15 protein-coding genes and 1 tRNA gene are annotated in these 16329 nt (G+C 54.3%); 13 read left to right on the top strand and 3 right to left on the bottom strand.

What is annotated here, in order from left to right; all coding sequences use genetic code 11:
* Nucleotides 1–16 precede the first annotated feature (16 nt).
* Nucleotides 17–1171, bottom strand: coding sequence for an aminotransferase class V-fold PLP-dependent enzyme (locus LKE08_RS24830; protein WP_324707089.1), 1155 nt, complete (start codon nt 1169–1171; stop codon nt 17–19).
* Between the two features lie 155 nt (nt 1172–1326).
* On the opposite strand from LKE08_RS24830, the gene LKE08_RS24825 reads away from it, so the two are divergent.
* The 8 genes from LKE08_RS24825 to LKE08_RS24795 all read left to right on the top strand — a co-directional run bounded on the left by LKE08_RS24825 (nt 1327) and on the right by LKE08_RS24795 (nt 8927).
* Nucleotides 1327–3078 (top strand): TM0106 family RecB-like putative nuclease, encoded by a 1752-nt coding sequence (locus LKE08_RS24825; RefSeq protein ID WP_324706965.1) that lies wholly within the window; start codon nt 1327–1329, stop codon nt 3076–3078.
* A 284-nt stretch (nt 3079–3362) separates the two neighbouring features.
* Entirely contained in the window at nt 3363–3617 is a 255-nt protein-coding gene (locus LKE08_RS29345; RefSeq protein WP_375341465.1) for an AbrB/MazE/SpoVT family DNA-binding domain-containing protein, read from the top strand.
* On the top strand, nt 3614–4018 hold the full coding sequence (locus LKE08_RS24820; protein WP_324706964.1) for a PIN domain-containing protein: 405 nt from the start codon (nt 3614–3616) through the stop codon (nt 4016–4018). The genes LKE08_RS29345 and LKE08_RS24820 overlap by 4 nt, the downstream gene beginning before the upstream one ends.
* A 60-nt stretch (nt 4019–4078) precedes the next feature.
* The gene (locus tag LKE08_RS24815) at nt 4079–5284 is read left to right on the top strand and encodes an esterase-like activity of phytase family protein (protein ID WP_324706963.1); all 1206 of its coding nucleotides are present in this window, start codon (nt 4079–4081) and stop codon (nt 5282–5284) included.
* A 42-nt stretch (nt 5285–5326) separates the two neighbouring features.
* Nucleotides 5327–5400: transfer RNA gene (locus tag LKE08_RS24810), tRNA-Asp, on the top strand.
* Nucleotides 5401–5930: 530 nt separating this feature from the next.
* Nucleotides 5931–7373, top strand: a complete 1443-nt coding sequence (gltX, locus tag LKE08_RS24805) for a glutamate--tRNA ligase (RefSeq protein WP_324706962.1) — start codon at nt 5931–5933, stop codon at nt 7371–7373.
* A 19-nt stretch (nt 7374–7392) separates the two neighbouring features.
* On the top strand, nt 7393–8058 hold the full coding sequence (locus LKE08_RS24800) for a CAAD domain-containing protein (RefSeq protein WP_324706961.1): 666 nt from the start codon (nt 7393–7395) through the stop codon (nt 8056–8058).
* Nucleotides 8059–8459: 401 nt separating this feature from the next.
* Complete coding sequence (locus tag LKE08_RS24795; RefSeq protein ID WP_324706960.1) at nt 8460–8927, top strand: hypothetical protein; 468 nt, start codon at nt 8460–8462, stop codon at nt 8925–8927.
* A gap of 54 nt (nt 8928–8981) precedes the next feature.
* Here the strand turns inward: LKE08_RS24795 and msrA are convergent, their stop codons facing one another.
* Together msrA and LKE08_RS24785 are read right to left on the bottom strand one after the other, a co-directional pair.
* A complete protein-coding gene (gene msrA, locus LKE08_RS24790; protein WP_324707088.1) occupies nt 8982–9410 on the bottom strand; it encodes a peptide-methionine (S)-S-oxide reductase MsrA in 429 nt (142 codons plus the stop codon).
* An 89-nt stretch (nt 9411–9499) separates the two neighbouring features.
* A complete protein-coding gene (locus LKE08_RS24785) occupies nt 9500–9691 on the bottom strand; it encodes a hypothetical protein (RefSeq protein WP_324706959.1) in 192 nt (63 codons plus the stop codon).
* Between the two features lie 33 nt (nt 9692–9724).
* Between LKE08_RS24785 and LKE08_RS24780 the strand changes: the two genes are divergently transcribed.
* The 5 genes from LKE08_RS24780 to LKE08_RS24760 all read left to right on the top strand — a co-directional run bounded on the left by LKE08_RS24780 (nt 9725) and on the right by LKE08_RS24760 (nt 16077).
* The gene (locus LKE08_RS24780; protein WP_324706958.1) at nt 9725–10384 is read left to right on the top strand and encodes an SDR family oxidoreductase; all 660 of its coding nucleotides are present in this window, start codon (nt 9725–9727) and stop codon (nt 10382–10384) included.
* Nucleotides 10385–11076: 692 nt separating this feature from the next.
* Nucleotides 11077–12024 (top strand): GUN4 domain-containing protein, encoded by a 948-nt coding sequence (locus LKE08_RS24775; protein WP_324706957.1) that lies wholly within the window; start codon nt 11077–11079, stop codon nt 12022–12024.
* 101 nt (nt 12025–12125) lie between these two features.
* Nucleotides 12126–12773: a cyclin-dependent kinase inhibitor 3 family protein gene (locus LKE08_RS24770; RefSeq protein WP_324706956.1), complete on the top strand. Its 648-nt coding sequence runs from the start codon at nt 12126–12128 to the stop codon at nt 12771–12773.
* A gap of 96 nt (nt 12774–12869) precedes the next feature.
* A complete protein-coding gene (locus LKE08_RS24765; protein ID WP_324706955.1) occupies nt 12870–13574 on the top strand; it encodes a polysaccharide deacetylase family protein in 705 nt (234 codons plus the stop codon).
* 100 nt (nt 13575–13674) lie between these two features.
* On the top strand, nt 13675–16077 hold the full coding sequence (locus tag LKE08_RS24760; protein WP_324706954.1) for a hypothetical protein: 2403 nt from the start codon (nt 13675–13677) through the stop codon (nt 16075–16077).
* Nucleotides 16078–16329: the final 252 nt, after the last annotated feature.

Genomic DNA, 16329 nt, shown 5'->3' with positions numbered 1-16329 from the left:
ATTTGCGATTTGGCTGCTATTTCAACCGGGCAATTAATTGGTCAATTTCCGACTTTTCGGTAAAATAGTGCACGCAAGCCCGGATGCAGTCGGGATCGAGGATCGTCCGCACCATGATCTGTTCCCCCTCCAACGCCGTCACCGCCTGTTTGTGCGGGGTGCCGTCGGTGAGTTTGAACGACACCAACCCGGCTTCCGGCGGTGCGGTCCGCAGGCACTCCACCCGGGGAAGTTCCGACAATCGTTCCCAAAGGTAGCGGCTGAGGTCGCAAATTTGCCCGTACCGTTGCGCCGCCGTCCCCCAGTTGTTGTGGAGGGCGATCGCTTCCCGCAACCCCCCCAACAGCGGATAGGCGGATGTCGCGATTTCGTACCGCCGTCCGTCCGGTTGCCAGTCCAACGGCGTCCCCTTGGCATCCACCTCCACGCCACGCCAGCCGATAAAGGTGGGACTCAGATGCGATCGCCCCTCGGGACTGACGTACAATCCCCCCAACCCCTCCGGGCCGCACAGCCATTTGTGACCCGTGAACCCATAAAAATCCACCCCGGATTCCGCCAAATTCAGCGGCAGCACCCCCACGGATTGGGCCGCGTCCGCCAACACCCGCACCCCTCTCGCGTGGCAGGTTTCGACGATTTCTTTCAGGGGCAACACCTGGCCGGTATTCCAGAGGATGTGACTGAAAACGAATAAACGGGTATTCGCCTGCAAGTGGGCCGCGATCGCTTCGACGGGGTTCCCTTCATTAAGCGTCTCCAACAGCGGACAAACGGATATTTCGACATTGAAGCGGCGCCGAATTTCCCGCACCGTCGCCACCACCCCGGGATGTTCGCAATCCGAGATTAACAAATGATCGCCGTTTTGCCAATCGATGCCCCACAACGCGATATTACAGCCGACGGTGACATCTTCGGTGAGGGTGACGGTTCCCGATTCTACCCCCAATTCCGCCGCGATCGCCTCCCGCGTCAGGGCGATTTCCTCCTGAACCCAGCCGTTGATTTTCTGGGAAAAAGGGCCGCCAACCTGCACGAATTCGTAGGATCGGGCGATCGCCTCCATCGCGGGACCCGGCAGCGGTCCCTGTCCGCCATAATTGAAATAGGCCTTATTTTCCAAGGCGGGGAACTTTCGTCGGTGGGTTTCGAGTGGCAAATTGTTCATCATCTTCTTGAGGTTGCAGCCAAATCCACTTGTATAGCAGGGAAGAGGCAAAAGGCAATAGGCAACGGTCCGACTCGATCCCCGACTTCCCACCTTTCCGGGGATTGGTGCTACTATAACGGATAACCTCGACTCCGAATCCTCTACGGGTATTGATGCTCATCGAAGATCAACAGCTTCTGTTTTATCAACGCTGCCACCGACGGGCTTTTTTGGATGTGTACGGCGATCGCACCCAGAAAGAACCGCCCAGCGATTTTTTGCTGAAATTGATCGCCGATAGCGGCGCCTATCGAAAAACCGTTCTCGGCGATCGCACCTATTCCCAGCCGGAATACCCCTACAAAGACTGGGAAGCCGGATTTCAAGCCACCCTGGAATTGATGAAACAAGGCGCCGATCGCATCTATCGCGGCGTCTTATTATTTCACACCAACCGACCCCCCGCCCAACTCCCAGAAGAAGCCCCCTCTCAAGGGGGGGCGGGGGCGATCGACTCCCCCCCTTCTCAAGGGGGGACGGGGGATCTCTACTCCCCCCCTTCTCAAGGGGGGACGGGGGATCTCTACTCCCCCCCTTCTCAAGGGGGGGCGGGGGATCTCTACTCCCCCCCTTCTCAAGGGGGGGCGGGGGGGGATCTTTCGACTCACAAATCGGATCTAATATTAGATAGCGATCGCGAATTTTTATCCCGACTCCCCGACGGCATCACCCTCCTCAGCCACCCGGATTTGTTGGTAAAAATACCCGGCGTTTCCGTCTTTGGAGATTGGACTTACATTCCCCAAGATATCCGCCTCGGAAAGCGCCCCAAATTGGACTATCAACTCGTCGCCGCCCTGCACGCCCAAATTTTGGCATGGGTTCAAGGAACGATGCCCGATCGCTCGGTTTTACTGTTGCGCGATCGCAGACCCTATTCGATGAATTTGGGACAACGACTTCCCCAACTTCACGACATGATTTTAGACTATATTACCATGCTGCAGGAGCGGCAGGAACCGGAGATTTTTATCAGCCGCCAAAAGTGCAGCCTCTGCCAGTGGCACGCCGACTGTCACGCGATCGCAAAATCTCAAAATCACCTCTGTTTGTTACCCGGAATTACCCCCAATCGCCAAACCCGACTTGAGACATTGAATCTCACCACCGTCGAATCCCTCGCCCGCACCTCGCCGGAGGATTTGAACCTCTATCCGGAATTCGAGAACGGCATCGCCCAGCAAGTCATCCGCCAAGCCGAGGCGGTATGGCAAAATCGGGCAATTTTGCGGAGCGAATCGGAGGGCGACGGAAACGGAACGATTCCCGATCAAAATAATAGCAGAAACGGTTCGGAACCCGATCCATTTTGGTTGCAAGCCCCGGTGGAATTATACTTCGATATCGAAGCCCAGCCGGATCTGAATTTGGATTACCTGCACGGCGTTTTGGTGGTGGACAGGCGATCGCACACCGAAACATTTTATCCGCTGCTGGCGGAAACGATGGCGGACGAAGAGGCGATTTGGGAGCAATTTTTGACGCTGGTTTGGCGGTATCCCATCGCCCCCATTTTTCACTTTTGCGACTATGAAGCCAAAACCATCGCCCGCCTCGCTAAACTCTACAAGACTCCATCCTATTTGTGGCGTCCGCTAATGAAACGGTTGGTGGACGTTCATCATCAAGTCGTGCAGACGGTGACGCTGCCGGTGGAAAGTTACGCCCTCAAATCGATCGCCCGCTGGATCGGTTTTGAATGGCGGGATGGGAAGGCGAACGGCGCCCAGTGCGTCTGCTGGTACGAACAATGGTTGAAAACGGGCGATCGCACTTTATTGGATGCGATCGTCCGCTACAATGAAGATGATTGTCGGGCGACGTATCATGTGAAGCGGTGGCTGGCGGATTTTGTGCAGAGTTGACTCGAAAGATGGGGGGAAGAAACCGGGTTTTTAGAGTTATCGATGGGGAGGAAGAAACCGGGTTTCTAGAAGGATCTCTGGTTCCCATGTAAAATATTCATAGAAACCCGGTTTCTAGAGTTATCGATGGGGAGGAAGAAACCGGGTTTCTAGAAGGATCTCTAGTTCCCATGTAAAATATTCATAGAAACCCGGTTTCTCAAAACTGAAGGAATCGGGAAAATTGCTGAACTAGCAAAAATATGATAAAATAGCCTCGGGTAATTGATAGCGATCGCCGAATTATGAAGACACAGATTGAATCCGACGGGCAAATCAAAATACCGCCCGAAATTTGCCAGCATTTGAGACTCAAAGAGGGGGATGAGTTACTTTTTATTGTTGTCGGCAATGAAATCCATTTGCGTCCAATTGAAAGAAAACGTCTGAGCGAATTTCGGGGAGTTTTGCCGGCGACCCGACCCCATCCTGGAAAGGCGGAAATTCGACAAACTGTCGCCGAATCTTTGGGCATTAACAATTTAAAGTCGGAAGGATGAATAGCTATTGGGTGGATGCCAATGTTTTACTGAGGTTTATCACCAACGATCCGAGCCATTTAGCCGAACGAGCTACCCAATTCATTGAGAAAGCCGAACGGGGCGAATTGCTTCTCAAAGTCTCTTCTCTGGTGGTGGCTGAAGTGGTTTGGGTACTCGTCTCTTTTTACGGTTATTCTAAAACGGAAGTTGCGGATGTTTTGATTTCTTTATTAACGTCGGAAGGGATTGTCCTTGAATCTGCCGAACGGGTGATAGCTGCCCTCGACAGTATGGCGACTAAAAATGTTGATTTTGTCGATGCTTATCTTGCCGAAACTGCCCGCCAATCCAATGAATCTATCGCCTCTTTTGATAGAGACTTCAGACGTTTAAATATACCCTGGACAGAGCCGGATTGATTGACGGATAAGCCGATCGCACTTCACCCCTTACAATAAAATAAACTCCCATCCCCACCCATGTTTGTCCTGAAATTTCCGATCGCCACAATTCTCACCCTCACCCTAATTCTGGGACTGACGCAATCCCCCGCAATCACACCCCCGGCGCCCGATCGCATCGGGGAATTGACGGTTTTGGGAACGGCGACGCTTCCCACGGGGTTCACATTTGCCCAGACGGAGGTGGGGGGACTTTCGGGCATCACCTACGACGCGGGGCGAGATCTGTTTTATGCGGTTTCCGACTCCCGCGGCGACAACGGACCCCCCCGATTTTATACGCTCAAATTGAATTGGAATTCCGAGCCGCTAAAATTGGATAGCATCGAAGTGGTGGGGGTGACGTTTTTAGTGGATGCCGAGGGGCAATCTTTCCCCGTCGGAAGCATCGATCCGGAGGGGATTGCATTCGATGGAAATCATCTTTGGATTTCTTCCGAGGGCAACGTGGAGCGATCGCATCCCCCCTTCGTTAAACAATTCTCTTTGCAAGGGCGAGAAGTGGCGGAATTGCCGATTCCCGACAAATTTTTTTCGGGCGATCGCAATATCGGAATTCGCAATAACCTCGCTTTGGAAAGTCTCACCCTCACCCCCGATGGAAATACCCTGTTCACCGCCACCGAAAACGCCTTGATTCAGGACGGTCCGGAAGCCGACGAAAACCGGGGCAGTCCCAGCCGCATCCTCCGCTACAATTTGGCGGCAGCCGAGCCCGAGGGCGAATTTCTCTATGAGACGGAATCGGTTGTCGCCAGTTCGATCATTTCCGGCGGGTTCCGAATTAACGGGTTGGTGGACTTGCTGGCGTTGAGTGACACCCGGTTGCTGGCGTTGGAGCGATCGTTCGCATTGGGGACGGGGAACACGATCCGCCTGTTCGAGGTGTCCCTGGCGGCGGCGACGGATATCGCATCTGTCGATAGCCTGAAAAATCACATCGGCGATGTCTCCCCGGCATCCAAAACCCTGCTGCTGAGTTTCAATACCTTGGGACTGGCGGTGGACAACGTGGAGGGGTTGACCTTCGGGCCAATTTTACCCGACGGACGGCGATCGCTCATTTTCGTCGCCGACAACAATTTCAACCCCCTCCAGCAAACCCAGGTCATCGCCTTCGCGATCGCCAGGCCCCTTTCCAGTCGCCCAAACGCTTTCTCTCAAAGGGTTTCAAGCTTTATCCAAAAAATATTGTCCGGGGGGGTTGACAATCCCGGAAAATGAGTTAATAATAGAATCTGCGCGAAAAAGCAAAGCGAACTGCAAGGGACTGTAGTTCAATTGGTCAGAGCACCGCCCTGTCACGGCGGAAGTTGCGGGTTCGAGCCCCGTCAGTCCCGTTCAAAAGTATTCCCCTTATACCGGGGCTTTAGCCCGCACATGAAGGAGCCACAGTCCTCTACCGTTACCCATTTGTTACTCATAATCCCTGTCTAGCATGGGTCAATAAACCTTTCTGTGGGGGCAACCGTCCCCGGTTGCCGACTGCAATTCCCTATTACGCCCGGAAGCCAAGAAATAGGAGATCAGATCCCAGATCTGTGGGGGCAACCGTCCCCGGTTGCCGACGGCAATTCCCTATGACTGCAATTCCCTATTACGCCTGGGGGCCAAGAAATAGGAGATCAGATCTCAGATCTGTGGGGGCAACCGTCCCCGGTTGCCGACTGCAATTCCCTATTGCCAATCGCGTCACGGATGGCAGGGATTCCCCATTATCTATTCCCTATTACCTATTCCCTACTCCCGGTTCCTTTAACTCCCCGAATGCGATAGACTAACAAATTAGTCAATTGAGTTTGGTGGCGATAAATTAGGCTTACCACCTTTTGCGATAAAATATTTAGCACAACTCAAAGACAATTGCGATATGAGTGTCCGAGTTCGTCTGGCTCCGAGTCCCACAGGTAACTTACACATCGGTACGGCCCGAACGGCCGTGTTCAACTGGTTGTTCGCCCGAAATCGGGGGGGACAGTTCATTTTGCGGATCGAAGATACCGACTTGGAGCGATCGCGGCCCGAATTCACCCAAAATATTTTAGATGGATTGAAGTGGCTGGGCTTGAATTGGGACGAGGGGCCGTTCTTTCAGTCCAAGCGGATCGACCTCTACCGGGACGCGATCCAGAAATTGTTGGACGCGGGACTCGCTTACCGCTGCTATTGTACCCCGGAAGAACTCGACGAGATGCGATCGGCCCAGAAGGCGAAAAATCAGGCGCCCCGCTACGACAACCGCCACCGCCACCTGACGGCGGACCAACGGGCCGCGTTCGAGGCCCAGGGGCGTCAGCCGGTGATCCGCTTTAAAATAGACGACGATCGCGAGATCCGATGGAAAGACCGGGTTCGGGATTCGGTGGTCTGGAAGGGCAGCGACCTCGGCGGGGATATGGTGATCGCCCGAGCCGCCACGGGGACGGAAGTCGGCCAACCCCTCTACAACTTGGCCGTGGTGGTGGACGACATCGACATGAACATCACCCACGTCATCCGGGGCGAAGACCACATCGCCAATACCGCCAAACAGATACTACTCTACGAAGCTTTGGGGGGGACGGTTCCGGAGTTCGCCCACACGCCGTTAATTTTGAATCCGGACGGGCGGAAATTGTCCAAGCGGGACGGGGTGACATCGATTTCCGAGTTCCAAAAGCTGGGATATACGGCCGAGGCGTTGGCGAATTACATGACCCTGCTGGGGTGGACGCCGCCGGATTCCACCCAGGAAATTTTTACCCTGGAGGAGGCCGCAAAACAGTTTAGTTTCGATCGCGTCAACAAAGCCGGGGCAAAATTTGACTGGGATAAACTGGATTGGTTGAATAGTCAGTATATCCACAATCTGCCCGTTGCGGAGTTGACCGATCGCTTGATTCCCTACTGGCAGGAGGCGGGCTACGAGTTCGATCCGGAAGGCGAACGCCCCTGGCTGGAACAGCTCACCGCCCTGATCGGCCCGAGTCTGACCCGCCTCAAAGATGCGGTGGACATGGCTTCCGGGTTCTTTGCCCCGACGGTGACGCCCGACGAAGAGGCCGAACGGCAGTTGGAACAGGAGGGGGCGATCGCGGTTCTGGAGGCCGTCCGGGACCAACTGGAGCCCGACGAGCCGCTCGACACCGACGGGGTGAAAGCGATCGTCAAAACCGTGACCAAAGAGACGAAACTGAAAAAGGGCCTGATCATGCGATCGCTCAGAGCCGCCCTCACGGGGGCCGTTCACGGCCCGGATTTGGTTGAATCTTGGGTTCTCCTCCACCAACGCGGCGTCGATCTGACCCGCTTGCAACAGATATTAGACCGTTAATTTATTGAGGCTGAATGTTATGGCGGATTCTAAATCCAAACCAGAAAACGATAAAACAACGCCCACAACCAATTCCCCCGCGGCTCAAAAACCCGCTTCAAATCCAGAACCCACCCCCGCAAAACCGACGACATCGGGAACTGCCAACAAAATGGAGCCCCCAGCCAAGCCCGAACCCCAACCCGAACCCGTAGCGGCAAAACCGGCCGAACCCAAACCCGAACCCGTAGCGGCGGCAAAACCGCCCGAACCCAAACCCGAACCCGTAGCGGCGGCAAAACCGCCCGAACCCCCATTGGAACCGGCCACCGAACCCAAAGCCGCGATCGCCGAAACGACGACCGGAACCCCGGAAACGGCAGCCACAGATGTCGCCGCCATCACGGATCGGGTGATGGCATTTATCGCCAATTTACCGCAAATTTTCGGCCAGTTTTTCGGGGAATATTCTCGCCCCCTCACCACCGTCATTCTGATCGTGGTGTTGTTGGTGACACTGCGGGTTTTGGTGGGAGTCATCGATATCATCAACACAATTCCTTTCGTTCAACCGACCTTGGAATTAGTGGGAATTGGATTTTCTGCCTGGTTCGTCTACCGCTATTTGCTCCGCAGCGAAACCCGCCAGGAACTCGTGACCCAGTTCAACGCTTTAAAAGCGGAAGTGTTGGGGGAAGAATCCTAAATGGAAATCGTTCGGCTTTGAGGCTCACCCGCACATTTCCAATTCTCAAATGGAGTGGAAGTGAGTATCACTTAAATCATTACACTTCCATTAAATTCTGTTTAACGTAAGTGAAAGTCCCGGGACTTCACCGGATTGAATTCCCCTATCTTGAATCTAGATGGGGGATTCTTTTAAAAAGGCAAAAGGCAAAAGGAAAAAGGAAAAAGGAAAAAGGAAAAAGGAAAAAGGAAAAAGTCAAAAGTATTACCCCTGAGAAAAGAGAATAGAGAAACTTTTTTCTCACTCCTCATTGCTCACTCCTAAAAAGGGGAGGCTTTCGACTCGATTTTTGGGTCATTACAGTAAATACATACAAAAAAATGAAGGTTGGGAAGACGCAAAAGATCATCTTCGGCTCAATGATTGTTACCCTCGGGTTGGCGATCGCCGCTCCCGGAGCGGCTCAATTGCAGCAGCCGAGTGCGACGCCGATGTTTGAAAATCTGACATTATCGCCCGATTTCAGCCCCGACCCGCTGACCATCCGGGGACTCAGCGGCGGCCCGGTATCCGCCCAAGAAACCACGGGCCGGGAGGAGACGCCGACGGGCCCCTGCATCGGTTACGTGGACGAGCAGCCGGACCACACGCTATTTTTGACCGAGTTTTTTAGCTATCTGAGTTTGCAGGTTCAGAGTAGCGAGGACACGGTGATCGTGATTCGGGGGCCGGGGGGCAGTTGGTGTAACGATGATTTCGTGGACATGAACCCCGGCATTGCCGGCCAGTGGCTTTCGGGGAAATATGAGATTTGGGTCGGTTCCTACGAGCCCAACACCTATCATCCTTATGTGATTCGGATCAGCGATCGCGAATCTGACAATTGATAATTGATAATTGATAATTGATAATTATCAATTGCTTCCGCCTTCCCCGCCCCCCTACGGTCCCCCCTTGCCGGGGTAGAATTCCGACGCGGGTTTAATTTCGGTGACGATCGCGCGATCGTAGGTGCCCGAGAGTTGCAGTCGGTGTTTGGAATGTCGGGCGATCCGTTCTTGTTCCGGGGTGTGGTAAAAAATCACCGAGCGGTACTGTTCGCCGCGATCGGGGCCCTGGCGGTTGAGGGAGGTGGGGTCGTGGATTTTCCAGAATATCTCCAATAATTGTTCGTAGGAAATGCGATCGGGGTTGTATTGCAATTGCACAACTTCCGCGTGGCCCGTGATCCGGGCGGCGACATCCAAATAGGACGGGTTGGGGAAGTGTCCCCCCATGTATCCGGTGGCCGTCTCGGTGACGCCATCGACCTGTTTGAATGCGGTTTCGACTCCCCAAAAGCAACCGGCGCCGAATGTTGCGGTTTCGATCATGTTCGGTCGGACCTGCGATGGAATGGTTTCGATTTTTAGGGTAACAAAGAATTGTGAAAAAGGTGAGATTTTCAGCGATCGCAAATTTACGGACGCTCTCTCGGTGGCGCGAGAATGGTTGCCCAGGTGGAAACCGAGTTGAGATAACAGTAGGATTCTAGAATGAATTCATAATAACATAAAGCCCCGTCGCGCCCGTCCGCCGCCGTCCCATCGAAGTCGCCACTTTGCCAAATTGTCTCGATCGCGCGATCGCAACCAGCCGAAACCCGGTACAACAGGAGAGGAGAGTTAAAAAAAAATCGATCACAATGGCAACTTATGTAGTCACGGGCGCCACGGGCGGCATCGGGTTGGAATTTTGTCGGCAGTTGCGGGACCGGGGGGACACGGCGATCGCGGTCTGCCGCCAAGCCACCCCCGAACTCGAAAGCCTGGGGGTGCGGGTTGAGTCCGGGTGCGACATCACCTCCGATGAGGCGGTGGCCGAGTTAGCCGGCCAGTTGAAAGACACCGCGATCGATGTTTTGATCAACAATGCCGGCATTTTGAAGCGAAACACCCTGGAAAATCTCGATTTTGAAAGTATTCGGCGCCAGTTTGAAGTCAACGCCCTGGGGACGCTGCGGGTGACCCACGCCTTACTCCCCAACCTCCACGCCGGCTCGAAAATCGCCATCATCACCAGCCGCATGGGCTCCATTGACGACAACACCTCCGGCAGTTCCTACGGCTACCGGATGTCGAAGGTGGCGGTGAGTATGGCGGGAAAGTCCCTCTGCCACGATTTGAAGCCCCGGGGAATTGCCGTCGCCATTTTGCACCCGGGGTTGGTGAAGACGCGGATGACCAATTTTACCGGCATCACCCCGTCCGCGTCCGTCAACGGATTGCTGGCGAGAATTGAGCAACTCAATTTGGAGAATAGTGGCACGTTTTGGCACGCCAACGGCGAGATACTTCCCTGGTAATTCATTATCGTCGGTCGTCGCCTTTAAAGGGTGATTTTCCGCCACGACACTGGCGGGTCCGGGGGACGCGGTGGCATTTCAATTGTACTCGCTCCCATGGACGGCGATCGCATCTTTCATGAGGTGACGGAAATGGATCGAATCCACAATCCCCCGGCATCGACCCCGGGGGTGGCGATCGCCCCACAATCGACTCTTAGGTAGAAGACAAAAATCTCCAAAATGTTAGAGTTATATGTATAATACGGGCGATGTCATCTGAGATTTTGCCAGAGAAGGGTGCGTTTACAATTCAGTCTAATTCCCAGGGACTCAATCCAAATCTAAGATTTCTGGAACTCGAATTTGTGAATTCCCTTTCAACGTGAGGTTGGAAATATGCTTCATCTCAATCCAGCTCACCGCGACCCATATCACTCGACCTTGAGAGTGGGGATAAGACCGGGGGGAGCACCTAAAAAAATGAGTTTTACCGGACTGCATTGGGGTTGGCTTTCATTGGACTGATGTCAAGTAAATTCCCGATTCTGCGATGTTTGCATCTACCCCAATATCCCATGAAAAAATATCGGTCATTAACGACAAAAAATGAAACATTTTTCAACCAAATTTTCAGCCCATTACCGATTTTTATAGCGGGGCTATTTTTCGGATCTGTGATCACCGTATATGGAACGCTAAGAAACGTAAATTTGAATCGATATGTGGGCGACAACTCCCCGGAAGATGTGGTCGATTTTTACGGCGAGTTGCTGGGAATTGCGCCGGAATATTTTGAAGGGCAAAAGCTGTACAGGGGCTATATCAAGGATATTGAAATTACCGTCAATCCGGACAACTTGGAGATTTACACGTGGCCGAATTCCCCCTGCGGCGATGCCATCAAGGATGGCGATCGCTTGAAGATCGACGCTCTGAATCAAGAAATCGAGGACGATCGCATCAGAAAAGATGCCCAGTTTACGACCTTTAAAAATCAAATTAATACCCTGCTAAACGAGGGCTTTGGAACCCTGGAATTGGTCGATGTCGGTGGCCAGGTAGCCCGGGTCGAAATCAATTTACTGCGCCCCGAAAAAATCTGTTATCGCCAGCCAGAATCGCTGCAATCTCTGGAACAAATGCTGGGGAATAAAAAATGGAAAGAAGCCGACAGAAAAACCTATCAAATCCTGCTCGAATTTGGCGACAAAGGTCGGAAAGGTTATCTGGATGTCGAGAGTCTCCGAAATTTTCCCTGTCCGGAGCTCAAGGTCATTGATATGCTGTGGCGGGAGGCCTCTGGCGATCGCTTCGGTTTCCAAGTTCAGAAGGAAATATATACGGAAACTGGCAACGAATTGAATCCGGAAAATCTCCGCAAATACGATCTAGATTCGTACATTCATTTTATCGACCTAATTCGCTGGATCGAAACCGGCAGCGAGGACGGAAAAGAAAGCTGGCGACCCAACGATAAACTCACCTTTTCTCTGGAGGCGCCGGAAGGTCACTTGCCCCGCTTAAATGACCTAGACCGGGGCTTAAAAATTGAGGAATCGGGCTTCCAGTTAAATTCCCCTAATTCCCTCCCCCTCACGACCCAAGAAATTCAAGCTCGCCACCTATTTTACTCCCGGGTCGAAGCCTGCGGATTGTAACGGCGATTCCGGCCTAGACGCCACGCGATCGCCGGGGTGCCGACGTCCCCCCGACAGTACCGCCCCACGGAGGTGGACAAATTGACGAAAATCATTACAATTTGAGGGGAAGTTTCACATCCACCCCCGAACCGCCGATGAACCGTATCAGAACCTCCGAAAACGACCCGATCGCCGTCGATTTTTTGCCCTCCGAATGGGTGGAACTGCCGGGAAAAATTGGCATGACCTTCGCCCCCGGAAAGCAACACCAGGGAATGCACTTTTGCTGGCGACGAAATTTGCAAAAAGATTTGGATCGCCTGGGAGAAGCGTATCGAACGGATATCTTAATTTCTCTGATCGAGGCGCCGGAACTCGAACGGGTTCACATCCCCGATTTGATGCCGGAAGTGCGGGCCCGGGGTATAGAAAGTTGGTGGTTTCCGATCCCGGATCTGAAAGTCCCCACCTCGATGGAGGGCCTGCTGGATCTGGTCGAGAAGATTCTCGGCGCCGTGCGCGACGGTGAAACGGTGGTCATCCACTGCATGGGGGGTCTGGGCCGGACGGGGGTGGTGGCGTCCTGCTGTCTGGTCGCCCTGGGCTGCGACCCCGAAGATGCGATCGCCCAAGTTCGCCGCGTCCGCCAGTATACCGTGGAAACCCGCGAACAGGAAAACTATGTGGTCCAATTTTCCCGCGCCTGGATGAAACGACACACTCTCATTTCCCTCGACTCGCGCCTCTCCCAAAAACGATACGGCTGACAATATCGGTCATTTTGTTAACTTTTTAAATGCGAAAATCTTCAAATCCAATATTTGTGGCGATCGACCCGAGGGCTATTTGGAGAAACATCGAAAATGCTAAAACCCAGAATCAAACTCCAATTCGCCTTTTTCTATCCTCTCCTTTATCCCCTGTTGAGACTCATCTCTCCGAACAGCCTCTGGACGGGCAATCGATCGCGAAAAGAAATCGCCCTGACCATTGACGACGGCCCCCATCCCCGGTACACGCTCGAACTACTAGATGTGTTGGATAAATACGGCATCAAAGCCAGCTTTTTCTGGCTGGGAGTGTCGGTCGATCGCCATCCGGAAGTCGCCCGAGAAGTGTATCGCCGGGGGCATTTTATCGGAATTCACGGCTACCAGCATCTCTCATTTACCCGTTTGAGAAAAGAGGAATTAAAACAAACTTTGGAAAGGACAAAAGAAACCATCCATAAAACTTGTGGCATCGACCAAAAAACGCTTCAATATGTCCGCCCACCCAACGGCTTTTTCACCTGGAAAACCTTGGGACTTCTCGCCGAATGGGGCTACCGGACGGTGATGTGGTCGGTGGTGCCGGAAGACTGGGTGGAACCGGGCGTCGATGCGGTGGTTTCCCGGGTGTTGCGGCAGACGAAAAACGGCGCGATCGTCGTCCTCCACGACGGCTACTTTGGCGGGTGCGATGTCGCCGCCTCGGTCGATAAAATCGTTCCAGAATTGTTGCGGCGGGGGTATAATTTTGTCAGTATTGACGAGTTTTGGAAACAGGTAAAAGTCAAAAGGCAATAGGCAATAGTCGGGGCGATGGGGGGGCGATCGGACAATTGGCACCCAAAGATGATACCGTGTTGGTTGCTGTGGATTAATGAGCCGCGATCGCCCTTTTAACATGGTATTAAGACCCGAAACCGACCCGATTACCGGACGACTTCGCCTGGTGGGGGAAGACATCCCCGAAGATGTGACGTTTTTTGAGAACGAGTTGGCAGTGTTCCCCCTCGGAGTCTTCATGCGGGGGGGAAATGACACGGTGCGGGGGTCGCAAGATTCCGAACCCATCCGGGGAAATGGGGGCGATGACCAATTATTCGGAAATGGCGGCAACGATTTTCTCTCCGGGGGACTCGGAAGCGATTATTTAGAAGGCAATGAGGGCAGTGATGAGCTATTGGGGGAACTCGACCCGGATACGCTGTTTGGGGGACCCGGCGCCGATACCCTCTCGGGGGGGACGGGTTTCGATTTAATAGACGGGGAAACCGGAAATGATGTGATCTTCGGGGGTCAGGACGGGGACAGTTTGACGGGGGGGGAAGGAAACGATCGCATCAGCGGCGATGCCGGCGAAGATGACCTGATCGGCGGGGAAGGGGACGACACCCTATTCGGGGGAACCGAGGGCGACCCAATTCGCGGAGACGAGGGAAACGACCTGATTTATGGCGAAGCGGGGGACGACTTCCTCACGGGTGGGGACGGCGATGATGAAATATTCGGCGGACGGGGGAACGATCGCATCCTGGGAGAAGCCGGAAACGATCGCCTCTTCGGCAATTTGGGCAGCGATACCCTGGCCGGAGGTGTCGGCAACGACACGTTTTTTATCCAAGCCGGATTGGGTGTCACCACCATCGCCCAAGCGGACCAGATCTTCGATTTTACCCCCGGCGAAGATACCATTTTCCTCCTCGGCGACACCCCCATCGACGGGTTAAATATTGTCGAAGAACCCGATAACGCCAATAATACGATCCTCGAAGCCGAAAGCGGGGAAATTCTCGCGGTGGTTCGGGGCGTCCGTCCAGATAATATTGCGCGATCGGATCTGTTCGTCCCCGGTGTCCTCGCCTTCGAGTCCCCCCGATTTGAAATTCAGGAAAACGGCAGCGGTGAACCCGTCACCGTCGTCCGTTCCGGCGGCGAAGATGGCGCCGTCGGCGTCACGGTAGTTCCCACCCCCACAACACCCCTCCCCCCCGACGGCGTGGATCTCGGCCCGATTATCGTCAATTTCGAGAACGGCGAACTCGGCCCCAAACCCGTCCCAATCCGGATCGCGGATGACAGCGTGGTGGAGTACCCCGAAACCCTGCAACTGTCCCTGGAAGATCCCACCGGAACCGCCGTTTTGGTCGAACCCGCCGCCGCCATTTTGGAAATTGTCCCGGACGAAGAGCCCCGCGATCCGGTGCAAACGTTTGATAATCCCGCAGCGGAAGCCTTTTCCCGCTTTGGGGCGGCGGTGGAAACGGGGGGCACCCAGGTTTATGTCGGAACGCCGGGATGGAACGGTTCTCAGGGACTCGTTTACCTGTTTGACGTGCCTAGCGGACAATTATTGCAAACGTTCAACAATCCCTCGTCCTTGGCCGGAAATTCTCAATTTGGGATGTCTATTGCCACTTGGGGGGGAAATCCGATCGTCGGGGCGCCGGCGGATAGCAGTCTCGCCCCCGCCACGGGTGCGGCTTATCTGTACAATCCGGTTACGGGTGGGGCGATCGCGCAATTTCTCAACCCCACCCCCGATCCTTTTGACAATTTCGGCTACAGCGTGGCGGCTTTCGGCAATACGGTGGCGATCGGAGCCCCGACGGATGGCACTTCCGGGGTGCGATCGGGGACTGCCTATTTATTTGATGTCGCCACGGGGGAATTATTGCAAACCTTCAACAACCCCGACCCCCAACCGGACGACTATTTCGGGGCGGCGATCGCGGCGGTGGGGGACTGGGTGCTCGTCGGCGCCCCGGGAAGCCTGAGTGCTGGGGGTTCTAACCGTCCGGGTGAGGCTTATATGTTTAACGGTGCCACGGGGGAGTTGATCCAAAGCTTCCGCAACCCCAACCCCGGATCGGACCGTTTCGGCCACGCTGTCGCCGGGACGGGGATCGGACGGGACATCCTCATCGGTGCCCCGGGGGACGACCGGCGGGGAGTGGATGCGGGGGCGGCTTTTCTGCTTGACGGCATCACCGGGACGATTTTCGAGGATTATTCGCCGCCGAAATTGCGGTCTGGCGATCGCTTCGGGACGTCTTTGGATATGACGGGAAATAGCCGCGTCCTCGTCGGGGCACCCGGTTTCGGCCCCTTTGATTACGGCGCGGCGTTCCAATTTCAACTGCGGACGGGACAATTTTTGGACACCTACCTGCACCCGAATCCGAGTCCGGGTGACGGGGTTTTGGGTTTCGGCGCCGCCGTGGCGGGTTTCGGGACGGGGGCGATCGTCGGTTCGCCGGATACCGATATTGGATTGGAAAGTGTGGGGACGGTGTATCAGTTTTAGGGATTTTTAGATTTGTTCCCCCTCAGTGCGATAGCGAATCACAGCTTCTCTGACTGATATTAAGTCCGTTTGAATACTTACACAATCCACAGATTTCGCAGATTTTCGCAGATGGGGAATTGGGGGGGATGCAGATTTGGGAGGATTTGTCAATCCCCCCCCCCGAAAATTCTGGGTTATAGCAGTGCGCGCTCGTCTGTTTACAGTTTCCTCAGAGGGACAAACCTTTAAACCCTGATGTCGAGGGAATTT

This window comes from Lyngbya sp. CCY1209 (genome assembly GCF_035615495.1).
Taxonomy (GTDB): Bacteria; Cyanobacteriota; Cyanobacteriia; order Cyanobacteriales; family Microcoleaceae; genus Limnospira.
The sequence above is the reverse complement of the archived record's forward strand: the minus strand, read 5'-3'. Positions and strand labels throughout refer to the sequence as shown.

Coding starts and splice junctions, on each gene's coding strand:
- LKE08_RS24830 (WP_324707089.1), bottom strand. CDS start 1,171: ATGAACAATTTGCCACTCGAAACCCACCGACGAAAGTTCCCCGCCTTG.
- LKE08_RS24825 (WP_324706965.1), top strand. CDS start 1,327: ATGCTCATCGAAGATCAACAGCTTCTGTTTTATCAACGCTGCCACCGA.
- LKE08_RS29345 (WP_375341465.1), top strand. CDS start 3,363: ATGAAGACACAGATTGAATCCGACGGGCAAATCAAAATACCGCCCGAA.
- LKE08_RS24820 (WP_324706964.1), top strand. CDS start 3,614: ATGAATAGCTATTGGGTGGATGCCAATGTTTTACTGAGGTTTATCACC.
- LKE08_RS24815 (WP_324706963.1), top strand. CDS start 4,079: ATGTTTGTCCTGAAATTTCCGATCGCCACAATTCTCACCCTCACCCTA.
- gltX (WP_324706962.1), top strand. CDS start 5,931: ATGAGTGTCCGAGTTCGTCTGGCTCCGAGTCCCACAGGTAACTTACAC.
- LKE08_RS24800 (WP_324706961.1), top strand. CDS start 7,393: ATGGCGGATTCTAAATCCAAACCAGAAAACGATAAAACAACGCCCACA.
- LKE08_RS24795 (WP_324706960.1), top strand. CDS start 8,460: ATGATTGTTACCCTCGGGTTGGCGATCGCCGCTCCCGGAGCGGCTCAA.
- LKE08_RS24780 (WP_324706958.1), top strand. CDS start 9,725: ATGGCAACTTATGTAGTCACGGGCGCCACGGGCGGCATCGGGTTGGAA.
- LKE08_RS24765 (WP_324706955.1), top strand. CDS start 12,870: ATGCTAAAACCCAGAATCAAACTCCAATTCGCCTTTTTCTATCCTCTC.
- LKE08_RS24760 (WP_324706954.1), top strand. CDS start 13,675: ATGGTATTAAGACCCGAAACCGACCCGATTACCGGACGACTTCGCCTG.